Source organism: Paradesulfitobacterium aromaticivorans (assembly GCF_054657415.1).
In genome coordinates this window covers 312914-334879 of the sequence record NZ_BAAHYT010000010.1, presented here as the reverse complement: position 1 = coordinate 334879, position 21966 = coordinate 312914, and the positions used below count along the sequence as shown (strand labels likewise).

Here is a 21966-nt window from a genome sequence, read left to right as displayed (position 1 = left end):
GTATACTCCTTTTGCATAGGGATTATGCCTATGTTGCATTTCAGTTATAGCTAAAATTATGATAAGCTAAAATCGCTAAGGGGGCAAGGGGATTGTCAAGCTTCGACCGATCTATTCGCCTAACAAACTATTCTCCGGGATCAGGCTGAGCGTGTAAGATAGGTCCGGAGGATCTAACTACACTTTTAAGTTATATACCAAAGCAGAACTCCCCCGGTTTGTTGTCCGGGCTTGAGGACGATGCCGCTGCTTTTAGCCTTGATGACAATTTGGCGATTGTCCAAACTCTTGATTTTATTACTCCGGTTGTCAATGATCCGTATTCGTTTGGGGCTATTGCGGCGGCAAACGCGATCAGTGATATTTATGCCATGGGAGCCAAGCCCATTTTTGCCCTGAACATCGTGAGTTTCCCAATTCGAAGCATGCCGATCGATACGCTGGGGGCAATCCTGGCCGGGGGCGCGGCAAAAGCCGCAGAAGCCGGGATTCCGATTGTCGGTGGACATTCAGTGGATGATACATCCCCAAAGTACGGACTGACAGTGACCGGCCTGGTTCATCCGCAGAAATTGATCCGCAAAAGCGGTGCTCAGGTGGGAGATGTTTTAGTTTTGACCAAACCCCTGGGCACGGGGATTTTAGCTACCGGGGTGGATTCCGGGATTGCCGGGGAAGAAATTGAGACTGCTTTAACCGCGGTCATGTTGGAACTTAACCTAAAGGCTGCCCAAGTCATGCAGGCTTTTCCGGTGCACGCATGTACGGATGTTTCCGGTTACGGCCTTTTGGGTCATCTCAAAGAGATGCTGAGTCCGGATCTAGCGGCAATTCTTGAGTATGACAAGGTGCCGATTTTACCCCAGGTTTGGGATGTTCTCAAATATGGGGGGGTTTCCAGTGGCACCCATGCCAATGCCCGGTATGTGCGTGATCTGGTCAGGTGGGAGGAAAGCATTAACCCACAGGAGCGGATGGTTTTATATGATGCCCAAACTTCCGGCGGCTTGTTGATGGCAACTCCGCCAGACCTGGCCGAATCACTGATAACTAAGCTAAACCAAGTAGGAACGCTGGCCGCACACATCATCGGCTATGTTTCTCAACGAAAGGATTTTCCCATCGAGGTTAGACGTGGGGCTTGAAATGCGATTTTTATGGAAAGTGAGGTGAATAGGATGCCGAAACATTTAATGATTCTCTTGTCAACCACGCCGTATAGTTTTGAAAACTCCACGACAGCTTTTAACTTGGCGGATGCAGCGCTTGCCCAGGGTCACCGTGTAACCCTTTTTGCTTCTGGTGATGCTGTCCATAACTTCAGCGTGAACCAAAATCCCAAAGGAATTCTGAACCCAGAGGAAAAGTTTAAAGAACTCATAGACCGTGGTATGAGGGTTGATCTCTGTGGCACGTGCTTGCAGTTCCGTGGTGTTAAAGCTGAACATAGAGTGGAGGGGGCAGCCCCCAGTTCATTAAAGAATTTGTTTGCACTTATGGATGAAAGTGATGTCTTTATTAATTTAGGATTTTAGGGAGGATGACAAATGGCTAAGTCCGTTTGTATTTTAGTGCGGCGGGCTCCTTACGGCGTGATCCAGGCTGCCGAGGCAGTCCGGCACATCAACGGAGCCGTGGCCAATGGTTTTGCTGCGACTGCGGTATTTGCCGATGATGGCATCTATGTTTTAAAAGTCGGTCAGGATGCAGGGAATACCAGTTTCACCAGTTTGGGCGGAGCGTTGAATGACACCTTGGCAAAGCCCGAACCACGGGCGCAAATACTGGTTCATCGTACTTCGGCCGAGGCGCGGGGATTAGGCGAGGACGATTTAATTTCCGGTGTGACTTGGATCAGCGACAGCGAATTGGCTGAGCTGATGGCGGAAACCCCTAACGTTATGCTATTTTAGGAGGGTATGGGATGAAAGAAGTATTATGTATGATTTCCAGTCCTCCGGAATCGGCCAATGCCAAACGGGGACTGGCTTTAGCGGCAGCATGGCTTAAACAAGGCCGTTCTGTGAAGATTTGCCTGATCCAGGATGGAGTCTATGCTTCCCTGGCTCAAGCCAAGATGACCGGAGACGTGGAGTCGGCACAATGGTTTACGCTAGCTGACGATTTGCAATTAAGAGGATTCAAGGACGAAGACCTGCGGCATGGCGTCCAAATCCTTGATTATGCGCATTTAGTCCAAATGATGATGAATGAAGATCGGCGGGTCTTAGGGTCGTTTTAAGAATCGGTACAACTTCTATCGGATGCGGGCATTATTAAAAACGAAATAGGACACACATAAATTATAGCCCCGTTAAGGGGCTATTTTACTAAAGGCTTGAAAAAGTGGGACATTTTCTAATACTTAAAAAGTGCATTTAAGGAGGTCTAGTTATGCGAGCAGTGCCCATGAATCCAACTGAATTAAAGTATAGTAAAGATCACGAGTGGGCTAAGGTAGAAGGTAATACTGTCATCTTAGGGATTACGGATCATGCCCAGGAAAGTTTGGGCGATATCGTTTTTGTAGAATTCCCAGAGGTAGGAGCTACTGTCAAGGCAGGAGAACCTTATGGCTCGGTCGAATCCGTTAAAGCCGTATCTGATATTATTGCCTCCATCAATGGAAAAGTTATGGCTGTCAATGAGACTGTTCAGGATGCTCCCGATCTTTTGAACCGCGATCCATATGGTGAAGGTTGGCTGATTAAAGTTGAGGCTGAGGATCTGTTACCGTTAGAAAGCATGATGAGTGCTACCGAATATGAGACTTTTGTGTCTAAAGAAGAAAAGTAAATCTGATTGGATTCCGCTACAGTTGTAATATTGAAAAGAAAAAGAAACTCTGCGTGTGGCTCTGGCTGTTGGTTTATCCCCTACCCAGAGCATAGCCAGGTACCAGACTCTTACCACTTATTTATCCGGGAAACTGAACTCGGGGCCAATGCCTTTGGCTCCGGCGTACCCTTGAAATCTATCGCTAATCAAAGTTGAGGCAGATAAACAGCGCCAGAATACACGGTATAATAATATTGTTTGTCTATAGATCGAGCTGGAACCTTGATGTATAATCTTAATCATCATGAAGCATACTTATATTTTGAACAAAGGTTGTTTCTAAGAAATGGAGCGTATATGTCAGATACTAGTGTGCTGTCCGACCGGACTAAAATTGGAAAATATGCCTCGATCGCTTTGGTTGTGGGAATCTTGGTGACCCTGATCGTTGTTTTTCTGTACCTGGATCGACGTAATGAGATTTCTTCTTCAATTCAGGGTTTGGGGTTCTTGGGGATGTTTATTGCCATAGTTTTCATGGCCTTTCTCCACCTGACTCCGGTACCATCGGAAGGACTTTTGGTTCTCTATTTAAAGATTTACGGTATTTACTTAGGGACTTTAATTGCCTGGTTGGGGTCGGCTCTTAGCACATTGCTTATCTTTTTTGTTGCTAGATACTATGGGCAAAGATTTTTACAGAAGTTAGTTACTCCAGAGCGTTTTAACATGGTGGACAATTGGGTTAAGCGCAAAGGAAGTTTGGGGTTGCTCATTGCCCGTTTGCTCCCGATTCCGGCTTTCATGGTTAATTATATTGCCGGGGTTATTCCCTCGGTAAGATTTTGGCCGTACGTATGGACGGGAGCCTTGTCGATAATTCCTTATTATGTCGGAACGGCCTTGGTTTTCCTGGGGGTATCCAGAGCAATCTGGGTTTGGCTCATTGTTGGCGGGATCATGATTATCGCATTTTGGTCCTTAGGTTACATGTTCAACCGTCGACTGTCTACATGAATTGAGATTATCCAATCTTTTGCCCCAAACCGACATCCTCAGCAATTCTAAGCATGTATTCGACTGCTTGCTCAGCAGCCCGTTCGGGGAGGGCTTGACTTGCAGCCTGACGCATTGTCTCGATCTGCTGAGGATCATTGAACAGAGAGGTAAGGATCTGCTCCATCTCGCTTTCCGTATTAGCCACTACCCCAGCTCCAATTGTACGGATATATTCGGCATTTTCTTTTTCCTGTCCCGGGATCGGTTTATAAATAATCATGGGCAATTTTTTGGTCAGGGCTTCCGAAACAGTCAAGCCTCCGGCTTTGGTGACGATCAAATCCGAGACACTCATGAGCTCTTCCACGTTGCGTACGAACCCGTACCTGTGTACAGGGTTGCGTGCTTCGCTGATTATGCTGTCCAAGGACTTGTATAGCTTATCATCATGGCCGCAGACAACGATGGATTGCACCGGAGTTTGAGAGTTGGACAACATCTGACATATTCGTTTGATACCGCCCAGAACTCCGAACGCCCCGCCCATGAGTAATACAGTAGGTAGATCAGGGGTAAGGCCAAATCGCCTTGTCAAATCTTCACGGTGTAAGGGCCGTTCAAATTTAGGGCTGACCGGAATTCCTGTGACCTTGATGGTGCTCGGATCAATTCCCCGGGATATAAGCCCCTCTCGTACAAATTTATTGCCGACAATATAAAGATCAACCCCCGGATGCACCCACTGGCTGTGTACGGTATAATCTGTTACAATCGTGATTAACGGGATATTTAGGATTTTTCTTTCCCTTAACTTGGCCAGTACTCCCGCAACCGTAGGATAGGTGCAGATGATGAGGTCCGGTTGATAGGAATAGATATATTTTAAGAATTCCTGCCTTCCAAGGCTATTCAGCATGCGCTGCCACATGGAATCGGGGGATATTTTCGCTGTTCCGTAATAGAATGTGCCCCAGAGTTTGGGAGTATGCTTGATCATTTCAAGATACGTGTTTTTTAACACTGAATTTAAACTTTTATTTAGGAATTCTCCAAAATCCAAATGAGAGATTTCAACTGTCGGAGTTCTGCTTTGCATGGCCTCAATTATGGCCTCAGCCGCCCGGATGTGGCCTGCGCCAAAGGTGGCTGAAAAAATGAGTACGCGTAAATTGTTCAACGTAAAACCCTCCTCTAAGGCCTGATACTGTTTAAGCTCTGGATATATTTTTTCCTTTTTTCAGATCCCCGATGCATTATTCTGTTTGCTTTGCTTGTGACGCTAAAATGTTTAGGCTATGTTTGTTAAAAACTTACACTTATAAGACTGCGCCAGTGTGTAAAAAGTTCGTTTAGGCAGTTCACAATTATGTTAAAGATCGATTAAGATTGTGTGAACTTTTACCGGGAATTAATCGTCTTTATGCTTAGACAGTGCATACTTTACAATCAGCTTTGCAGAAAAGGTAAGGGGCTGTGCTGTGATCGACACATATCTAATTGAAAGAGCCCGTGGTGGCGATGAAGACGCATTGTCAGCATTAATCTTAAACTATACGCCCTACGTTTACCGGACAGCCTTTGCTTTTCTGCATGATTCGATGGAGTCTGAAGATGTTGTCCAGGAGGTCTTCATTAAGGTTTACCGGTCATTGCCACAATTGAGCGAAGCGCGGGCCTTTCACTCCTGGCTATCGAAGATTATCACCCATCAATGCCTGGATCGAGCAAAGAAAAAGCAGGCGACGCCAATTTCTGATGAGTCTTTAGAATCACTGGCGTCACCCGCGCATGGCAACTACGATCGGCGTCTTATTATCAAAGAAGCTTTAAGTAATCTAAGTGAGGAACACCGTACGGTGTTGGTCTTGCGCGAGTGGCAAGGGTATGATTATAATGAAATTTCGTCGATCCTGGGAATCCCTCTGGGTACGGTCAAATCGAGAATCAGTTCGGCCCGGATGCAGATGCGAAAATTGTTAAGTGATCAGAAACTGGCACATGAGGAGGGGTAGACAAATGGATTGCCGTCATTGCCTGGAAAAAATTTCGGAATATGTTGATGAAGAATTAACGCCTTGGGCAGAGAAAGATATTCAAAGCCATTTGCTCTCTTGTCCTGAATGTAATAAGTTTTATAGGGAACTCAAGGATATGCGCTTGGAAATCATAGATTCGATTAACGAAGTTCCCGTGCGCAGCGATTTAGGAGCGATGGTCCTAAGCGCTGTGAAAACTGACCACACAAAAAAAATGCAAAGACTCACCTGGGTTACGGTTGCTGTTTTGATTCTCTTGGGAAGTCCTCTGCTGTTTCTGTTTTCCCGCCGCATTCTAACCCTGGTACGCTTAATTTATGCCATTGGGTTAACGTTCTTGGGCTTAGTACAGACGGCGTTGGGTTATCTGTCGCCGATCACTGTTTTCGCAACCGTAATGGCTTTGACAGTTCTTATGGGTCTGGGTCTATACGTGATGCGGGGCTTGCTGCGTGAACCGGATTCAAGAGAGGTGTTTTCATGAAACCCTTTAAGTTTATCATCTTAGTATGTGCCCTTATGTTTGTATTGGCTGCACCGCTGCAAACTTTTGCCCAGTCTGAGCGAGATTTTGGCAAAACGCCGGTATTTGTTCCCGAGAACAGTACGGTTGAAAGGGTTGTTGTCTGGGGAAATGATGTCCGGATAGCGGGAACTGTTAAAGAAATCGTGGTGGTGATCTATGGGGATGTTTACCTGGAACCTACCGCGAAAGTTGACTTGGTGATGGATCTTGGTGGACACGTTCATGATTCCTCGGGAAAGAGCAGTTATAAAGACATCTTTGAGGTCTCGTTTAACCAAGAGCTGCTTAATCAGCTCCTTCTGGCAGGTTCTTTGATCCTGGGATTATGGAGCTTGCGGTTGACACTCAGTTTTTTGGGTATTCTGGCGCTTTCCGCTTTGGGGCTGGCACTTAGAAACCGATTAAGATACGCCAGGGAACTGCTGCAAGAACAGGGCGTACGCATGCTTGGGTTAGGGCTCACTCTGGCGTTAATTTCCCTGACCGTTTCCGTGCTGTTGACTTTCACTGTGATCGGAATTCCTTTGGCCCTGCTTATAGGTGTTATTGCACTGGTTTCCGCTGTCATTGGTCTGCTTCCGGTCATGGGGTATCTTAGTGATAAATTGCTTGCTTCCAGTCTGTCCAGCCATCCGCCGTTAACCTATTTTTTTGCTCAGGCAGTGCTATTGGTGGCCCTCGCTAATCTTCCGCTAGTCGGGTTTGTTTTTATTCTGTGTGTCGGGTGGACCGGCGTCGCTGTGACGTGGGTTTCCTTCTGGAAAAAAAGACATATTTTTCGTCCTAAATCCTAAATCCTATGTGAAAGCTCCCTAGGATATGCAGCTTTTAATGGGACTCAATTCAGATGAAAAACCGCAATCTATTGAACTCGAACCGAAAATTAATCCTCATCATCGTGGGGAACGCGGGAATGCATAATATTGGACGAAGTAATGTTGACCTTAACCTCTACTTCAAGCACGGCTTCTTTATAGAGCTCCCGCCATTCAGATTTGACTTGCTCCCAATCTTTGGGATAACGGTACATCAGGCGCTCTCCGACCCCCAGAATGTCCGCATTGAATTCTGTTTGGGATTTAGTCAGAAGTTCTTCCACTTCAGATTTGATTTTCTGTTCCAGGGCTTCGCCCAACTGGCGATAGAATGTGGGATCCTCGTTGGGAGTTTCTAATGCACGCCCGGGTTCATAGAAGACTTGGTCTCCCAGTTTGCCCTTAACATTGATGGTGATTTTAGCTTTGACCTGGTCGCCGCTTATTTGTGGTTTTAACTTGGCATTACCCCGGATAACCTCAATTCCCACCCGGTTGTTGGGGTTGTCGGGGTGGGGGACAACGATTAAGCCTGTTTTCATTTCCCCTTTGGCCAGGAGATAGACCTGGGATTCATCCGGGGTCAGCCACCCTACTAATTTATCTCCCCGCAGCACGGCACTGCCGTTAAGCGCCAGCTCGCTCTCTTTAGGAACTTCCGCTCCGGGAGGAATGAGTTCCTTCTGTTTCTGATCCCAAATCCTCAGGACACTAACAACTGGGTCAAGACCGGGGTCAAACATTTCACGATGGAGATCCTTGAGCCTGATGACCCGGCTATTGCCCAGAAAACCTGCTTCTGCCCTGACCAAAGAATCAATTAAATCCATAGGGTTCTTCTCAATTTGCGGATTGATTTGGAAAAGGGGACTTGTCGGTCCTTTCGTAATGAAGACCCAGGCGTTTTTGCGGACTCTCACATTGCGAAAGAGAGCATCAAGATGCTGCTCTACCCCGGCCCGTGCTAAATCTTCGCTAATGAAGACGGCTTCGAGGTAAGACCAGAACAGGCGCTTGGGCAAATGGGCATTGATCTCGCGCACAGCTTCAAATAAGGTGTCTCCCGTGGCTGAGGAATAAAGCAGGAGTTTCTCAGGTTGGGCAGCCCCGGTTGGAACCGGACTTAACGGCGGAGAAACAGCTACGGTTACTTGGATCTTGCCACCTGCGGCTGTGTCGAGGCCAACCCAAGTCAGCCAGGCATATTGCTCAGGTTCTATTCGATTCCAGCACCCGGTTAAGGTTAACAGAACCAGGATTAAGGCTAAGCTTAAGGAACGTTTAGACATGGCGATGTTTCACCTTAGCGATAATGAGCAGGATTCCGGGCAGGAACAAGAAAGCGGTTGGAAGCAGGTACTGAAAACTTACTAGGTTTGTCCAAAATTGCATGGTCTCAGCAATACTTTTGGGAGTAAGAGCAAGGAAAGGGATGACAAACAGGGCGAACAGGAGAAAGGGTTTGTAGGTCTTCTTGTTAAAAGTGTGGGCAGCCGTGAGGGCGAAAAGATAAGTAAATAGACCCATTTTAACTGAATTAATAATAATCCAGCCTGAGAGGACCAGGGGTTCAAATTTTTCAAACACTTCCAGGATGATAAGTTCCTGGCTAATTCTCATCAGCGGAAAAAGGTAAACTGAAGCCCGGAATACACCGAGTACGGCCACAAGTGTCTGCGTAATCACTGTGAGGAAGAGACCGGCAAGCAGTATTCCTTTTACGGTGGCAGACTTTAGTTCTTCCGGTTTGTTGAGGGCAGGGGCCAGAGTTAGAATGAAAAACACTTCACTTAAGCAGGCTGCCATGGGATAGCTCCCCCTGAGGATTTCGGCAAAATTTATTTGAGTTGTCGGCAAAGCCTGATAGATTTTACCCTCAGGGAGTGCCAGCATAAGAATGATAAGAAGAAAAAGCACGGTAACGGGTAAGACCAGGTCGTTGGCCCGGGCAATCGGTTCAAGTCCCAGCCAGGCACTGTAAACAGACAGAAGGGTAAGACCAGTGACGAAGGGCCAGAGGGGTGTTTCAGGCATCACGGCAATCGTAAACATACGCGCGACAAAGTTTAGGCAGATCCCGACCAGATACAGAAAAGCCAGGGCATAGAAAAGACCGACAAGTTTGCCCAGCCAAGTTCCGAGCAGAATCTGAGCGTACTGAGCCACTGTTTGCCCGGGGAATTCCCTGACTAAGCTCAGATTTAACATGAGGCCTGCCAGAATGGCCCCTGTTGCCAAAATGAGCGCCAGCCAGGAATTTTGTTTGGCATAGAAGATGACCATCGCCGGTACCACGATCGTGGAAGAAGCAATACTGACGGTAATGATTAACCACATAAACTGACGGGAAGAAATTTTCTCCATAAACATATTTTAGGGCTCCTTCTCAGGCCCCGGCTTCTGCTGAGGGCCTTCCATGATTTGGTCTTCCGGTCTATAGTAAGTTGGACGCTGGGATTGCTTCCACCAAGGGAGTCGAACATACATATCCCGCATGTCTTTGAGAAAGAGCGGTGCTACGGGAGCAAAATAAGGAACCCCAAAGGAACGCAGGCTGACCAAGTGCATGAGGTAGAACATGGCACCCAGGAGGAGACCGAAAAATCCTAAGATGGAACTTAACAAAATGAGGGGGAAGCGCAAGACCCGCAGTGAAATCGCGGCATTGTACCCGGGAACGACAAAAGAGGCAAGGGTTGAAAAAGCAACGATCACCACAATGATGGGTTCGATGAGGCCAGCCGTAACCGCTGATTCTCCAATGACGAGAGCCCCAACGATACTTAGCGTTTGCCCGAAAGCACCGGGCATGCGCAGCCCTGCTTCCCGTAAGACTTCGATCATAAGCTCCATGGTCAGTAATTCGACGACGGTGGGAAACGGGGTACGGGTGCGGGCTCCTGCTATAATCACTGCTAGAGAATGGGGGAGCATTTCGAGATGGATGGTTGTAACTGCGAGATAGAATCCAGGAAGCAAAAGCGTTACCAAGTGGGAGGACAGGCGGATCAAACGAACAATACTGGTAAAGTAGGGGTTCTCGTTATAATCATCCGGAGACTTGAGGAAGTCCCAGAAGACTGCCGGAGCGATCATCACGATTGGCGTTCCATCAAGGAAAATCCCGATGCGGCCGTCCAAAAGGGCAGAGGTAAGACGGTCCGGCCGCTCGGTCACTTGATGGGTTGGAAAAGGAGACAGGGGCGAGTCTGTAATCATTTCGCTAACAGAGCCCGTGGCCAACAATCTGTCGATCTTAATACGCGTAAGCCGACTCCTGACCTCGGCAACTATTTTCCGGTTGGCTATTCCTTCTATGTATACGATACCTAATTCAACGGAAGTCCTGGTGTCTAGGGTTATCAGTTCAAACCTCAAATCCGGGTTCTTTATCCTTTGTCTGAGTATCCCGATATTAGACCAAATAGACTCCACAAACCCATCCCGTGGCCCCTGGACCACTTTTTCATTCTGGGGTTCAGTCAGAGATCTTTGCTCGTACTTTTTTAAGGGAAGGGTAAGAGCGCATTTAAGACCGGAGATGAGCAGGACTACTTCTCCCCGGGAAACAGCCTGAGCGCATTCTGCGCGGGAGGTTGATACTTTAGCCCTGGCATAGGGCAAAACTTTCATAAGCTGTTCCATATCCGCAGGCAGGTCGGCAAGCTGTTGCAGGGGGGACAGCACGAAATGGTTAAGGAATTCCAGGTCTATGAAAGACTTAAGATAGATAAAGGCACAGTCGGTATCTCCTGTAAAGGCCTGGAACCTATGTACATAAAGGTCGGAGCTGTGCCCAAGTGCTGCTTGGATTGCAGTGATTGCTTCATCGAAATCAGAAGGAAGCGCCTGGCTAGAAGGGCTACGGGAAGTGCGGCCGGTTATTTGGGCGGGGAAGCTTGGCTTTTTACTAGCTTTACGCATTTGCAAGAACCTGCGGAACACACTGATCGCTCCTCTGAAGCTTAATCATTATAGTATGCGCAGGAACGGTATTTTTAATATGAATTGGATTTATTCATTAAAAATTCAAAGTTTATTCATGAGATAATCTTAAGCAATGCGTATATTAGGACTGTAAACAAAATAACAGCGGGCAAAAGTATTCCCGCAAATCTGAGGAGGTACATTCAAAATGAAAAAACTTAATAAGAAAATTGTGGCTATCGTTGGAACGTCTCTTCTGGCTGTAGGATTGGTTGCCTTTCCGGCCCTGGCAGACTCGTCCCAAGACCTGGGCGGCGGTTGGTTCTCACAAATGCAGACTCTCATGAATCAAAACTTTTCTCCGGCTGAGCAACAAGAGTTCATGAGTTCTCAGGCTATGCAAGACTTGCACAGTTCTCCGGATATGCAGCAGGCCATGCAGTCTCAGGACTTTGGCCGCATGCAGTCTCTAATGAATTCGGACCGCGAACTGAAAGCGCAAATTGGGGCTGAAAATGTAGCGAAGATGAATCAAATGATGGGGCAGTTCAACGGGAAGTTTAACTCTTCGAAATAACTAGGGCAGTATAAAAACATGTAGAACACGGCAGGTGATTACACTTGCCGTGTTTTTATGCAAACTTCTTGTATCCTCAAGTCAAAATATTACTAAGGGCCAGACAATTACCTTAGTCGGATCTACCGGGTAATTCAACAGGCTCACAGCTTTGCCCGAATAGCATCATAAATCTTCGGATCTTCTTCGCCGGGGTGCCAGAGACAGATGCCATTGAGAGCATGCTTGTTCACCAAATCTAACAGGGTTATGAACGATGTGGCATCGGTAAACCAGACTTCGTGACTAACACCGCATCCACCCAATTCGCAGGGGCAATAGGTCCATGCCAAACCAGTGATAGTCATAGCCCATAATCCTTACGATATCTGCGGCTTGGCCTATCCCGATGTAATCATGAGCTTCCGCACCACTCCAAATCCCAGTGGGGTCTGTCTTAGCATGTACCGTTACAATTAACTGCTTATCCATGGCGGCAAAGGCAGATTTAAGTTCCTGGATAAAAGTAACGAAAATATCCTTGTCCTTGACGAATAAATTCTCATAGTTAATGTCGATCCCGGTATAATTCATTTGTGTGACTTTATTTACAATATTATTGTATGGTTTTGCCGCCGAACTGGGTCGTTATGCACAGTTGATATCAGTTCGCTGCTAAAATTATTGGAGATAAGCGGGATTATATTCATTCCGTGTGTACGGGCAAAGGCAAGAATAGCACTATCTTCCGCGCCTGTAAATTTGTGTACTAAGCCGTTGTTCCGCTGAAATTGGATGACGGCTTGTTCAGTTCTTGCACCGAATATGCCATCGACCGGTCCGGGATTATAGCCCAGTCTTTGAAGCAAAACTTGAAGTTCTTGGACATCCGTACCCCGTGATCCTCGTCTTAAGGTTCTCATTACCGTCACTCCTAACTCAATTAGACAAAGTTTTAAGTAGAAGGCTCTTGTATTTGTCTAACATCATATGTCGGATTAGGGGCAATAGTGAATTCGGTTGCCAAAGGACTGTTGCCTTTTAGCACAAGGAGTATTAATAGAATATTTTTGAATTACTTTGTTAACTGAAATATCTTTAATCCACTATAATATATGAGGAAGTTCCGTGGGTTAGGGGTACAAATTATGGGCATACAGCCTGAGATATATAGCGAGGTATCCAAGCAGGTGTATAACGAAGTATCTAACGAAGTATCTAACGAAGTATCTAACGAAGTATATAATGGAGATTTCCTGCTGGCACAAGAACACGTTTCAACAGATTTTCCCGATGGTTGGGGGCGGACAGGAGGGGATAGCAGCACCTCTTGGAGCTGGTTGGGGCCGCCCCAGGGGCCGCGGGCTCTGGCCATTGAGCATCCGTCCGGTCCCAAGGCCGGGATTATCCAAGCGCTGGATACTGCGATCCAGGCCGGGGAAGCACAGCGCTGGCAGGCAGACCTTATGCTTGAGACCGAACCGGCGGGAGTTAAGTCTTATTTGAAGGTGTATTTGGGGGCCGTTAGTCAGCAAATATTTTCATTTATGCCTGGCAGTGAACAGGAAACTTTCAGCCGTGTATTTGCCACGCCGGCGGGAACCGGGGGCTTGCGCCTGGAAATTGGGATTTTAGGTGCAGGCAAGTTGACTATACACGGGGTTGCGGCTAGCCGCCTATATCCGCCGCGTGTGCTTAGACTTGATGAAAAAGGCCAACTGTACGTGAGACAGGTTGACAGTATTGGCCAGATTCAAAAGCCGGTATATGTAAAAGTCATAAGTTCAGTTCCCATTCCAGTCGATGTTCATGCTACGGTGACAAGCGATATCCGGAATTTGACTCCTATCCGTGACGGAGTAAGGGTGTATGGCAGCGGGGAGCTTCCGGTGGCTACGACGACAGACGGTCGGACGATGGTCCAGATTGCGGGGCGTCTGTACCAGGAGAGTGTAGATACTCTAATTGCCGGACTAAGTCCGGTGGTGACGAATATCTGGGACATTTCGACTTTGTCCGTTTTTTCGTATGCAGTTTATAACAACGGGTCAGTTTCCGCTTTGGTCAAGATAGAGATTAGTCCGGACGGGTACAGCTGGAAAACGGACACTCCGGAGAAAGAGGTGGTGCCGGGGAACCTTGAGGTTTTAGTACCTACATGTTTTCTGCGTTTTAATCGGCTGGTGTGCCGGGCAGGCTCCCCCACGCCGCTTAAAATATGGTTTCAGGCTCAGGGCTAGATTTCTGTTCGTTAGACCTGTTCCGAGATGTTAAACTCTGAGATCATTGCTGAGGGCCGGACAGAAGGGGTGCTGTCAGCACAAGCAGATCTTGCAGGAGTTCCTGGGCCCTTCTTGAAATAGGAAAGAAGTCAGGGTTAAATCCTTTTTCTATGAGTTTGGCCGTGACTGAGAGTTCAGCGCGGATTAAACCTAGGTAAGCGAGCACAGGTGTCCGGGTATGAGCTTCAGCGTGTGGAACAGTCCGGACGTCAGCTTTCACAAGCATTTGGTCAAGGTCTTGAGACGCTTGTTGGTATTGGCTCCGGCAAAGATATCCTATGCCCCTAAGCAGCAACAGGCCTGCTTGGTTGGGAAACATCTGCAGGGATTTAGTGATGAAGTCAATAAGTTGTTCAATCTTCCCCAGATAAAGAAGACCCCAGGCCAAACTATAAAGGGTGTGCTCGAAATACCCCTCCTTGCCATGCAACTGTAACAGAGACTTTTCCAAGCAAGCCAAGCCCTCGGCAACTTCATTTTGTTGGTAATATTCCAAGGCCAGGCAGTATAAAAGGAACGGATCATCTGGGTTGTGTTTGAGTTCGCGCTTAAGGATTTGCGTGTTGCGTACGAATTTGTTCTTCTCAGCTATTTGGTGATCCAGATAACCGTAGTGCAGAATGACCAGGGGAGCATGAGCGAGGCCTTGCCCCTCGTTGAGGTTCAAGATTGAAGTGGCTACTTGCTCGTGAATAGCCCCTGTAAAACGGTAAGTCTGTTTGTTTCTGAACAAGCGGACGGCCTCATCCCAGGTTGCCTCACCGCCTGAACCCACCAGGTTTTTAATCCGCACAAAATACCCCTCAATTGCGGGTGCGGAGAGCAGATCTTGGAATGCTTCCCTGCTTACGGGCTCGAGGGTTTCATCAGCATCCAGCACCAAAACCCAGTCTGAATTAGCTTGTGTGAGCGCGAAATTACGTGCCTCTGCAAAATCGCCGGACCAGGAAAAATTAAAGACTGTTGCTCCGGCCTCGGCAGCCAGCCTCCTAGTCTCATCTGACGAGCCTGTATCGATGACAATGCATTCATCGACCACCTGTTTGACGCTCTTAAGGCAGGACAGAATAAATTCTTCTTCATTTTGAACAATTAGGCATAGAGCAACTGTTGGTTCATTTTTCATATGAGTTCGCCTTTATAACCAAATTTGTGGGCTAGCAACTGTGCTAAAGCCAGGGCTTTCTGCTGATAATATTCGACCGGTGTCAAAGGGACGGTTCCTCTGACACGCTCTGAATTCACCTCGGCTGACGGGAGAGTGAGTATGAATGAGGTCAGTGTTTCCAGCAAACGGGCGTAATGCCGGTTAATCCCGATTGTGTTACCGGCTGTTAATGGTCGGGACTGCGGAGATTTGCAGGATTTGTAAGGTTTGCAGGGAGGCGGTTGCGATGACAAGGGTTCTTGTATATAAAAATGATAGTTCGGGAGGAAGCTGCCTAACTCGTCAAGCAGGTTCATGGCCTGTTCTGCTACGTTGGTCCCACATATCTGGTGGGGGGAGGGGCGGGTTGTTGTACCATGGTTTGGGAGCAGGCGGGTTAGGGCTAAAAGAATGTAGGCCTCACAGCGGGTGGGCCTGCCTGCCCAAAGTTTAAGGGCCAGATTTCGTGCTCCGAGGTAGTCGCCTGACAACAGGTCAGCTAGTGCGCCCACACGCAAGGCTCTTGGATAAAAACTGCTAGTCTCAGTTATTTTGCGAAGATGGCCTTTGCCCTCAGCCAGATATCCGGAAAGGACACTATATTTCGCGAGCGAAAAGGATAATTCATCAAGCTTGGGCTGAGGTAACCCGAGTTTAGAGTAAGCATCCACCGTAAGGTAATGCCTTTCAAGGAATTGCCGGGCCAGGTCGGGGTAGCCCGAGATATGGAATAAGTTAGCAACTGTCAAACAGAAATCCAAATTTCGGCTGTGAGGGGCTGTGCTGAGGATTCCTTTGTCCATAAAATATTCGAACGTGGGCCGGGGTCCAGACTTTAAGAGCGTGATCGCGAAAAGGTTATAGACTGGGTAAATGTAATTGGGATTTAGTGCCAGGGCTTGTTCGTATTCCAGGTGTGCTTGTTCGAGCATGCCCAGCATTTCATAACAATGTCCCAAGTGATAGCGGACAAGAAAGCTTTCCGAACCGTTCATGTGGCTGAAAACAGCCGGGGGGTTCCCGGTTTTGAGAGCCTGAACGAACCACTTAACGGCCAGGGTATACTCATGCATTTCTTCAAAGAAAATTCCAGCCAGATAATAAATGTCCGTATATTCCGGATAGCGGAAGTCAGCTTCCAGACAGAGACAGATTCCTTCATCATACCTGCCTAAAGCATGCAAGCAAATTAGGAGGTGACGCAGGGCAGGAGCACGGAAAAACAGGTATTCATCTGTAAGGTTCCGGTAGGCTTCTTGTAAGAGAGGAAGGGCTTGCGTAGGCTTCCCTAGCATTAACCACTCAAGGCCAAGGTAATACTTAAGGAAGTTGTTGTCAGGGTCCTCGGCTATCGTTTTTTTTAAGAGGGCAAGGTTGCGCCCTCTTTTTCGGTTATGCTCTCTGCCCACAAGGAGGTTATGACGAATTAGGGGTTCCTCGGCAATGCTTACCACTTCATGCTTACTTACGCTGATCTGCTCGTGAATTTTGCCTTTAAACCGGTATTTTCCGTTGTTTTTAAATAACCGCAGCACGCAATAACGGTTGTATTCCCCACTATTAGAAATGGGATTGTCCAGGGGCAGCAGAAAAGCTTCAATGGTAGGGTTTTGGACAATGAGATTTTTTAAGGGTTGTTCATTGCTTGTCAGCCAAACCAGTTCTTCATCTGCGTCCAGGGAAAGAATCCAGTCCCCGGTTGCCATTTGAAGGGCGTAATTGCGAGCGGCGCTAAAATCTTCCTGCCAGGGGAAACTGAATACTTTCTCTGTAAAGTCATGCGCAATGTCCATGGTATTGTCGCTTGAGCCGGTATCGACGATTATGATCTCGTCAACTTGACCGCTCACACTGCGCAGGCAGTTCTTAAGGAATAGGGTTTCGTTGCGCACGATCATGGTTAAGGTGATGGTGGGCTTGTTCACGTGTCTGAGGCCTCCCTGGGGGACATTTCTGTTAATTGTTGGTTTCAAGGCGTGCAGCTAATTGGCGCAGGACTTCGCTGTCAGGGTATTTCTGTCTGGCCTCAGCCAAGATTCTTTGCTGCCAGTCTTGATAAAGCTCGATTTGACGCACATAGGAGCGGGGCTCATGCGGATTTAATTCCACCGCATAGCGGTAGTGCTGCTCAGATTCCGGGTAATTCCCGCACTTGTGGTTAACCTCGGCCAGGAGGAAGTGTGCCGCAGCATCGTCCGGGAAGAAGGATAGATGTTTTGCAAGGAGGTCTATGGCTCTAGGCTCCTGATCATAATCGTAATAAAGCTTGGCAAGCTCCACATTTTTGGGGGCTAGACTTGCGGGCTGAACTTGCGCGAGCAGGAAGTCTGCCCGCTCTACCTCATGCAGCGCGAGCAAACGTTGAATGATGTCCGCGAGCAGGGCTAGGCCGTCTGATCCTAAGGTTAAAGCGTGGGCACCTCTTTGTTTTTTTGCGCTGGGGGAAGGCTTAGGGTGCGCCAAAAAAAGACTTAAGACTGTGCGCGTGTCTTCGGCCAGACCTAGGGTCTCAAGGTCCTTATACAAAGCCCGCACTTTCTGTGGTCTGCCTTGGAGCCAAAAAGAGAGGAGCTTGTTTAGCTTAGCCAACGGGTACAGAGGGCTGGTAGCCGAGAATTCTTCGATAAGCCGCAAAGCTTCTAAATGCCGTCCTTCCTGGATAAGGCAGATTGCTTTCCATAAACGTATTTCCGAGGGGAGGGTAGCATCTGCAGCAGGGTGTTCTGTCATGCGTTCAAAATGTTCCAGGGCCAGAGCATAAGCGCCGTGGCGAAAATAGATTTCTCCAATCATCCGGTTGGCCTCAGGTGTGCAAAACTCACAAATTTTATCCAGGCTCTCTTTGGTATCCTGTGGATATTTGTGGGGTTTAAGAATTTGAACAATGCATTCGAGAGCAGGGGTGAATTGCGGATTGTCACGGAGGCTTAAGATATAATACTTAAGCGCTTCTTCAAACTGCAGGAAAGTATCCGCAATTTTCCCGAGCTGGTAATAGGCCCGAAATCCGCGCATGCCCCCGAATGATGCGTACTGGGGCGGTTGTTCAGGCATGGACGCGGCTTGCTGCAAGGATTTTTCCGCTGCTCCGTATTGCTTGAGGTCCAGATAAACAAGACCGGCATAATAGTGGAGATCAGCATAATCCGGAAAAAACCTAAGGCCCAGCAGAGCTGTCTCAAGGGCTTGGTGCAGTTGCCCTGCTGCTTGGTGAGAGAGAACGAGGTAACGCAACAATTTCGGGAGGTAAATTGTGTTGGGATCTATACCGTTGGCAGCTTGGGTAAATACTTGGGCTGCTTCGGCGTATCTTTCCGCGCGGAACAGTTCCACTCCAAAATGGTATCTTAACAATCTGTTGTGCGGGTGGGCTTCCAGTTCTGTTTGAATAATACCTAGATTCCTATTCTTTTTGTTTTTGGCACGGACTTCTCCATCTAAATAACCATAATGAATAATGGAGATCCCTTCAGCAATCGTAAACCTGGCCTCTCTGCTTCTCTCTAAAATAACATCCACAATTTGTTCATGAATCGCGCCGCGAAACCGGTAGTCGGGTCGATTGCGGAAGAGGCGAAAGACCAAGTCGGGGCATGTCTCAACCCAGCCCTCGTTGCCAACGTAATTAATGATTTTCACAAAGCAACCCTCTATCCCAGGGTCGGCCCGATCAGGAGAGGTTATGTGGTGCAAGGCCTCGCCGCTGCCAGGATCTAACTCTTCGTCTGCATCCAAGAACAGAATCCACTCCCCGGTGGCCAATTCTAAGGAAGCGTTGCGCGCATCACTGAAATTATCTGTCCATGGATGGAAATGAACCTGTGCTCCGTAATCGAGAGCTATGTGGGTGGTATTGTCGGTGGAACCGGTGTCAACGATTATTATCTCGTCCACGATGCCGTTCACGCTGTTTAAGCAGCGGGCAAGGTTAGCCCCTTCGTTCTTAACAATCATACATAAGCTGATTTTCGCCGTCATAATTCTCCCTTATTTCCTGTCACAGTTTTACGCTATATATCCAATATATGTGACGGAAAAGTAAACTTTCCGGTATCTAGTGGAATATTATGGTATTAGCACGGGACAAACCGAAATTAGTTTGAAAGGGAGAAAGTTAATGTCAAATTTTAAGATCTTTCAGGATTCGCCTGACCAGGCGCGCGTAAAAATTTTCGGGAATAACAATGTTCCATTTAACACGGATTCAAGCGGTAACTTAACCATTACCTCGACAGGGCTGGCTATTACTGCTCCGGCGGGAGGCTTGGCAATCACTCCTCCGGCAGGAGGCTTGGCAATCACTCCTCCGACCAACGGGCTCACGATTACAAGCACAGGGCTGGCTATTACTGCTCCGGCGGGAGGCTTGGCAATCACTCCTCCGACCAACGGGCTCACGATTACAAGCACAGGACTGTCTATTACTGCTCCGGCGGGAGGCTTGGCGATTACTCCTCCTACTAACGGGCTTACGATTACAAGCACAGGACTGGCGGTCACTGCTCCGGCGAACGGACTCACTGTGACCGCTCCGGCGGCAGGCTTGGCAATCACCCCTCCGACTAATGGCTTATTGATTACGTCACCGGGTTTGGCAATGGCAGTTGCCACAACAGATGTTTCGGCAACGCGGGCCAACTTTACAGATACGGCCGGGAGCGCGGATACAACCTATACTGTGTTAGGGGTGCGCACCTGGACCTTTGGCGTGACGAATCAGTCCCTTGCCGCCAATGCTCAAGCTTTGGTAAAACTGCAGACCAGCCCGGATGGGGCAATATGGGCGGATGAGGGCAGTTCGGTTACGATTAATCAAAACGCTCTTGCAACTTTGGTTGCTACAACTTTCTTGAAGTATGCCAGGCTCTATTACAGTGCGGTTAATGCAGCAAGCGCCGTTACTCTCAATATTTTTTTCCAAGGGCAAATATAAGCGCAGGTAATTAATTTACTAAAAGAGAAAGTTTGGAACCTAAAGCTCGGACATTATGCCCGAGCTTTAGGTTTTAGATTGAATTTTTGTATAATTCTTATGCTCTTTATCTGTTTCAATTTCAAAAAAGGATTTCTGCTGTTTGGTGCCGAAGTAATATATGTTAATGACCAAATGAAGGAAGGGAAAGATTAACTATGGTTGATTTGAATAAAAGGCAGAGATGGTTTTCTGTTCTCATATTTGCACTAATAATCACATTTGTGTTGGGCGGCTGTGGCTCTCAAGGGGGGCAGCAAGCAGCAAGCCCGAAAATCTCGATCGCCGAACAGTATGGGATAGCGTATGCGCCTTTGCAAATCGTTAAAGAAAAAAAGATCCTGGAGCAGAAGCTGCCGGGAATCCAGGTGGAATGGCATCAACTCAGCAATACCACGGAAATTCGGGAAGGGATGCTGGCCGGAAAAGTTGACGCCGGGTTTATGGCCATCCCGCCTTTCTTAATTGGGTGGGACAAGGGTATGGACTGGAAGATAGCCACCGGGTTGTCTTCAAGTCCGGTAGGGCTTGTAACCTCTAAGGAGGGAATCAAATCGCTGAAGGATTTTACGACCAGCGACCGCATCGCCCTGCCTCAGCCTGGGAGTGTTCAGCATATCTTACTGGCGATGGCGGCGGAAAGAGAGCTTGGGGATGCCAAGAAGCTCGACAACCTTCTGGTGACAATGAACCATCCGGATGGCATGAATGCGCTTTTGGCTAAGAAAGACATTACCGCTCATTTTACAGCCATGCCTTACTTATCTAAAGAGTTAGAGAATAAAGAGATGCATCAATTATTGAGCGGTCAGGAAGCGATGGGGAAGGATTTTTCTTTCATTGTGGGAGTGGCTACGAAGAAGCTGCATGACAATAACCCTGAGGTGTATAAAGCATTTGTGGAAGCCGTTGCTGAAGCGGTAGCCTTTGTCCAAAATAATCCGGAACAAGCAGCGGAGATTTTAGCAGCAGACTATAAGCTGTCGCAAGAAGAAGTTCTCAAATATTTAACCTATGAGGATACGGAATATAGCACTAAGGTTAGAGGTATTCCTCAGTTCGCGGACTTCATGGTTCGTAACGGATATCTAACCAAACCGATAAAGCAGAGCCAGGACGTGTTGTGGGAAGACGTGAATTATGAAAACTAAGTTTGTACAACACAAATACATCCAGCGCATTTTCTGGATTTGTTTGTTGCTTGTTCTCTGGGAAGTGGTCGCACACAGCGGCAAGTACTCCCCTTTAATCTTTCCTTCGCTTGAACAGATTTTTTCCGCGCTTTATCATTCTATCCTCAATGGCAACCTGCTTAAGCAAGTTGTTTACACGTTGAAATTGATATTAGAAGGGTTTGTCATCGCTTTAGTTCTTGCCGTTGTTTTATCCGTACTGGGCTTTGCATCTAAGATAGTTGAAGGGCTGGTAGAAACCCTTTTAGCGATTGCCCATCCTCTCCCGGGGCTCGCTTTGCTTCCTTTAATTATTCTCTGGCTTGGCACCGGAGCCAATTCGGTCATTTTCATCATTGTTCATTCCGTGATCTGGCCTTTGCTTTTAAACCTACTGATTGGCTTTAAGTCTATTCCCAAGATCTATAAGCAAGTCGGGCAAAACTATGAGCTCGGTTCTGTGCAAATCGCCATGCATATTATGATTCCGGCAGCCCTCCCTTATTTTATCGCAGGTCTAAAGACGGGTTGGGCCCGAGCCTGGCGGGCCGTGATCGGAGCTGAAATGGTGTTTGGGGCGGCAGGCGGAACCGGCGGGATCGGCTGGTTCATCTTTACCAACAGAGTGTTCATGGATACGGCGGGTATGTTTGCCGGAATCTTTGTGATCATCCTGATCGGGGTCTTGGTCGAGGACTTGATTTTAAACCGCTTAGAAAAAGCAACGGTAAAAAAATGGGGTATGACGATTTGAGT

At 47.7% G+C, this 21966-nt stretch carries 23 protein-coding genes; 14 read left to right on the top strand and 9 right to left on the bottom strand.

What is annotated here, in order from left to right; all coding sequences use genetic code 11:
* The first annotated feature begins 158 nt into the window (after nt 1–158).
* From selD to ACYQ2N_RS06985, 6 genes are all read left to right on the top strand, one after another.
* The gene (selD, locus tag ACYQ2N_RS07010) at nt 159–1145 is read left to right on the top strand and encodes a selenide, water dikinase SelD (RefSeq protein WP_460000485.1); all 987 of its coding nucleotides are present in this window, start codon (nt 159–161) and stop codon (nt 1143–1145) included.
* Between the two features lie 33 nt (nt 1146–1178).
* Nucleotides 1179–1535 carry a DsrE family protein gene (locus ACYQ2N_RS07005; protein WP_459998432.1) on the top strand — a complete coding sequence of 119 codons (357 nt, stop codon included), beginning with the start codon at nt 1179–1181 and terminating at the stop codon, nt 1533–1535.
* Nucleotides 1536–1547: 12 nt separating this feature from the next.
* On the top strand, nt 1548–1913 hold the full coding sequence (locus ACYQ2N_RS07000) for a DsrE family protein (RefSeq protein ID WP_459998431.1): 366 nt from the start codon (nt 1548–1550) through the stop codon (nt 1911–1913).
* A gap of 11 nt (nt 1914–1924) precedes the next feature.
* A complete protein-coding gene (locus ACYQ2N_RS06995; protein ID WP_459998430.1) occupies nt 1925–2242 on the top strand; it encodes a DsrH/TusB family sulfur metabolism protein in 318 nt (105 codons plus the stop codon).
* Between the two features lie 167 nt (nt 2243–2409).
* The gene (gcvH, locus tag ACYQ2N_RS06990) at nt 2410–2796 is read left to right on the top strand and encodes a glycine cleavage system protein GcvH (RefSeq protein WP_460000484.1); all 387 of its coding nucleotides are present in this window, start codon (nt 2410–2412) and stop codon (nt 2794–2796) included.
* Between the two features lie 339 nt (nt 2797–3135).
* Complete coding sequence (locus ACYQ2N_RS06985; protein ID WP_459998428.1) at nt 3136–3795, top strand: TVP38/TMEM64 family protein; 660 nt, start codon at nt 3136–3138, stop codon at nt 3793–3795.
* Between the two features lie 7 nt (nt 3796–3802).
* On the opposite strand, the gene ACYQ2N_RS06980 is transcribed toward ACYQ2N_RS06985, so the two are convergent.
* A complete protein-coding gene (locus ACYQ2N_RS06980) occupies nt 3803–4954 on the bottom strand; it encodes an MGDG synthase family glycosyltransferase (RefSeq protein ID WP_459998426.1) in 1152 nt (383 codons plus the stop codon).
* A gap of 301 nt (nt 4955–5255) precedes the next feature.
* Here ACYQ2N_RS06980 and ACYQ2N_RS06975 point away from each other — a divergent pair, with 301 nt between their 5' ends.
* Genes ACYQ2N_RS06975 through ACYQ2N_RS06965 form a run of 3 tightly spaced genes read left to right on the top strand, consistent with a single transcriptional unit; the run spans nt 5256 to nt 7133 of the window.
* A complete protein-coding gene (locus ACYQ2N_RS06975; protein ID WP_459998425.1) occupies nt 5256–5789 on the top strand; it encodes an RNA polymerase sigma factor in 534 nt (177 codons plus the stop codon).
* 4 nt (nt 5790–5793) lie between these two features.
* Nucleotides 5794–6297, top strand: coding sequence for an anti-sigma factor family protein (locus tag ACYQ2N_RS06970; protein ID WP_459998424.1), 504 nt, complete (start codon nt 5794–5796; stop codon nt 6295–6297).
* Nucleotides 6294–7133, top strand: a complete 840-nt coding sequence (locus ACYQ2N_RS06965; RefSeq protein ID WP_459998423.1) for a hypothetical protein — start codon at nt 6294–6296, stop codon at nt 7131–7133. The genes ACYQ2N_RS06970 and ACYQ2N_RS06965 overlap by 4 nt, the downstream gene beginning before the upstream one ends.
* Before the next feature lie 89 nt (nt 7134–7222).
* Here the strand turns inward: ACYQ2N_RS06965 and ACYQ2N_RS06960 are convergent, their stop codons facing one another.
* The 3 genes from ACYQ2N_RS06960 to ACYQ2N_RS06950 are packed head-to-tail and all read right to left on the bottom strand — an operon-like array spanning nt 7223 to nt 11099.
* Nucleotides 7223–8443, bottom strand: a complete 1221-nt coding sequence (locus ACYQ2N_RS06960; RefSeq protein WP_459998422.1) for a Ger(x)C family spore germination protein — start codon at nt 8441–8443, stop codon at nt 7223–7225.
* A complete protein-coding gene (locus ACYQ2N_RS06955) occupies nt 8436–9524 on the bottom strand; it encodes a GerAB/ArcD/ProY family transporter (protein WP_459998421.1) in 1089 nt (362 codons plus the stop codon). Before ACYQ2N_RS06955 ends, ACYQ2N_RS06960 begins: the two co-directional genes overlap by 8 nt.
* Before the next feature lie 3 nt (nt 9525–9527).
* Nucleotides 9528–11099, bottom strand: a complete 1572-nt coding sequence (locus ACYQ2N_RS06950) for a spore germination protein (RefSeq protein WP_459998420.1) — start codon at nt 11097–11099, stop codon at nt 9528–9530.
* A 190-nt stretch (nt 11100–11289) separates the two neighbouring features.
* On the opposite strand from ACYQ2N_RS06950, the gene ACYQ2N_RS06945 reads away from it, so the two are divergent.
* Nucleotides 11290–11658: a hypothetical protein gene (locus ACYQ2N_RS06945; RefSeq protein WP_459998419.1), complete on the top strand. Its 369-nt coding sequence runs from the start codon at nt 11290–11292 to the stop codon at nt 11656–11658.
* A gap of 285 nt (nt 11659–11943) precedes the next feature.
* Here ACYQ2N_RS06945 and ACYQ2N_RS06940 read toward each other — a convergent pair whose 3' ends face one another.
* The gene (locus ACYQ2N_RS06940; RefSeq protein ID WP_459998418.1) at nt 11944–12231 is read right to left on the bottom strand and encodes a glycosyl hydrolase family 18 protein; all 288 of its coding nucleotides are present in this window, start codon (nt 12229–12231) and stop codon (nt 11944–11946) included.
* A 14-nt stretch (nt 12232–12245) separates the two neighbouring features.
* A complete protein-coding gene (locus ACYQ2N_RS06935; protein WP_459998416.1) occupies nt 12246–12560 on the bottom strand; it encodes a peptidoglycan-binding domain-containing protein in 315 nt (104 codons plus the stop codon).
* Nucleotides 12561–12785: 225 nt separating this feature from the next.
* On the opposite strand from ACYQ2N_RS06935, the gene ACYQ2N_RS06930 reads away from it, so the two are divergent.
* Nucleotides 12786–13877 carry a DUF6385 domain-containing protein gene (locus ACYQ2N_RS06930; RefSeq protein WP_459998415.1) on the top strand — a complete coding sequence of 364 codons (1092 nt, stop codon included), beginning with the start codon at nt 12786–12788 and terminating at the stop codon, nt 13875–13877.
* Between the two features lie 43 nt (nt 13878–13920).
* Here ACYQ2N_RS06930 and ACYQ2N_RS06925 read toward each other — a convergent pair whose 3' ends face one another.
* From ACYQ2N_RS06925 to ACYQ2N_RS06915, 3 genes are read right to left on the bottom strand one after another with little or no spacing between them, the layout of a single operon-like run.
* A complete protein-coding gene (locus tag ACYQ2N_RS06925; protein ID WP_459998413.1) occupies nt 13921–15045 on the bottom strand; it encodes a glycosyltransferase in 1125 nt (374 codons plus the stop codon).
* Entirely contained in the window at nt 15042–16991 is a 1950-nt protein-coding gene (locus ACYQ2N_RS06920) for a glycosyltransferase (protein WP_459998412.1), read from the bottom strand. The genes ACYQ2N_RS06925 and ACYQ2N_RS06920 overlap by 4 nt, the downstream gene beginning before the upstream one ends.
* A 31-nt stretch (nt 16992–17022) precedes the next feature.
* The gene (locus ACYQ2N_RS06915; protein ID WP_459998411.1) at nt 17023–19044 is read right to left on the bottom strand and encodes a glycosyltransferase; all 2022 of its coding nucleotides are present in this window, start codon (nt 19042–19044) and stop codon (nt 17023–17025) included.
* Nucleotides 19045–19183: 139 nt separating this feature from the next.
* On the opposite strand from ACYQ2N_RS06915, the gene ACYQ2N_RS06910 reads away from it, so the two are divergent.
* The 3 genes from ACYQ2N_RS06910 (at nt 19184) to ACYQ2N_RS06900 (ending at nt 21964) form a co-directional block, all read left to right on the top strand.
* Nucleotides 19184–19999 (top strand): DUF6385 domain-containing protein, encoded by an 816-nt coding sequence (locus tag ACYQ2N_RS06910; RefSeq protein WP_459998409.1) that lies wholly within the window; start codon nt 19184–19186, stop codon nt 19997–19999.
* Between the two features lie 197 nt (nt 20000–20196).
* A complete protein-coding gene (locus tag ACYQ2N_RS06905) occupies nt 20197–21189 on the top strand; it encodes an ABC transporter substrate-binding protein (RefSeq protein WP_459998407.1) in 993 nt (330 codons plus the stop codon).
* Nucleotides 21179–21964: an ABC transporter permease gene (locus ACYQ2N_RS06900; RefSeq protein ID WP_459998406.1), complete on the top strand. Its 786-nt coding sequence runs from the start codon at nt 21179–21181 to the stop codon at nt 21962–21964. The genes ACYQ2N_RS06905 and ACYQ2N_RS06900 overlap by 11 nt, the downstream gene beginning before the upstream one ends.
* Nucleotides 21965–21966: the final 2 nt, after the last annotated feature.

Coding starts and splice junctions, on each gene's coding strand:
- ACYQ2N_RS07005 (WP_459998432.1), top strand. CDS start 1,179: ATGCCGAAACATTTAATGATTCTCTTGTCAACCACGCCGTATAGTTTT.
- ACYQ2N_RS07000 (WP_459998431.1), top strand. CDS start 1,548: ATGGCTAAGTCCGTTTGTATTTTAGTGCGGCGGGCTCCTTACGGCGTG.
- ACYQ2N_RS06995 (WP_459998430.1), top strand. CDS start 1,925: ATGAAAGAAGTATTATGTATGATTTCCAGTCCTCCGGAATCGGCCAAT.
- gcvH (WP_460000484.1), top strand. CDS start 2,410: ATGAATCCAACTGAATTAAAGTATAGTAAAGATCACGAGTGGGCTAAG.
- ACYQ2N_RS06985 (WP_459998428.1), top strand. CDS start 3,136: ATGTCAGATACTAGTGTGCTGTCCGACCGGACTAAAATTGGAAAATAT.
- ACYQ2N_RS06970 (WP_459998424.1), top strand. CDS start 5,794: ATGGATTGCCGTCATTGCCTGGAAAAAATTTCGGAATATGTTGATGAA.
- ACYQ2N_RS06965 (WP_459998423.1), top strand. CDS start 6,294: ATGAAACCCTTTAAGTTTATCATCTTAGTATGTGCCCTTATGTTTGTA.
- ACYQ2N_RS06960 (WP_459998422.1), bottom strand. CDS start 8,443: ATGTCTAAACGTTCCTTAAGCTTAGCCTTAATCCTGGTTCTGTTAACC.
- ACYQ2N_RS06955 (WP_459998421.1), bottom strand. CDS start 9,524: ATGTTTATGGAGAAAATTTCTTCCCGTCAGTTTATGTGGTTAATCATT.
- ACYQ2N_RS06945 (WP_459998419.1), top strand. CDS start 11,290: ATGAAAAAACTTAATAAGAAAATTGTGGCTATCGTTGGAACGTCTCTT.
- ACYQ2N_RS06940 (WP_459998418.1), bottom strand. CDS start 12,231: ATGAATTATACCGGGATCGACATTAACTATGAGAATTTATTCGTCAAG.
- ACYQ2N_RS06935 (WP_459998416.1), bottom strand. CDS start 12,560: ATGAGAACCTTAAGACGAGGATCACGGGGTACGGATGTCCAAGAACTT.
- ACYQ2N_RS06930 (WP_459998415.1), top strand. CDS start 12,786: ATGGGCATACAGCCTGAGATATATAGCGAGGTATCCAAGCAGGTGTAT.
- ACYQ2N_RS06925 (WP_459998413.1), bottom strand. CDS start 15,045: ATGAAAAATGAACCAACAGTTGCTCTATGCCTAATTGTTCAAAATGAA.
- ACYQ2N_RS06915 (WP_459998411.1), bottom strand. CDS start 19,044: ATGACGGCGAAAATCAGCTTATGTATGATTGTTAAGAACGAAGGGGCT.
- ACYQ2N_RS06910 (WP_459998409.1), top strand. CDS start 19,184: ATGTCAAATTTTAAGATCTTTCAGGATTCGCCTGACCAGGCGCGCGTA.
- ACYQ2N_RS06905 (WP_459998407.1), top strand. CDS start 20,197: ATGGTTGATTTGAATAAAAGGCAGAGATGGTTTTCTGTTCTCATATTT.
- ACYQ2N_RS06900 (WP_459998406.1), top strand. CDS start 21,179: ATGAAAACTAAGTTTGTACAACACAAATACATCCAGCGCATTTTCTGG.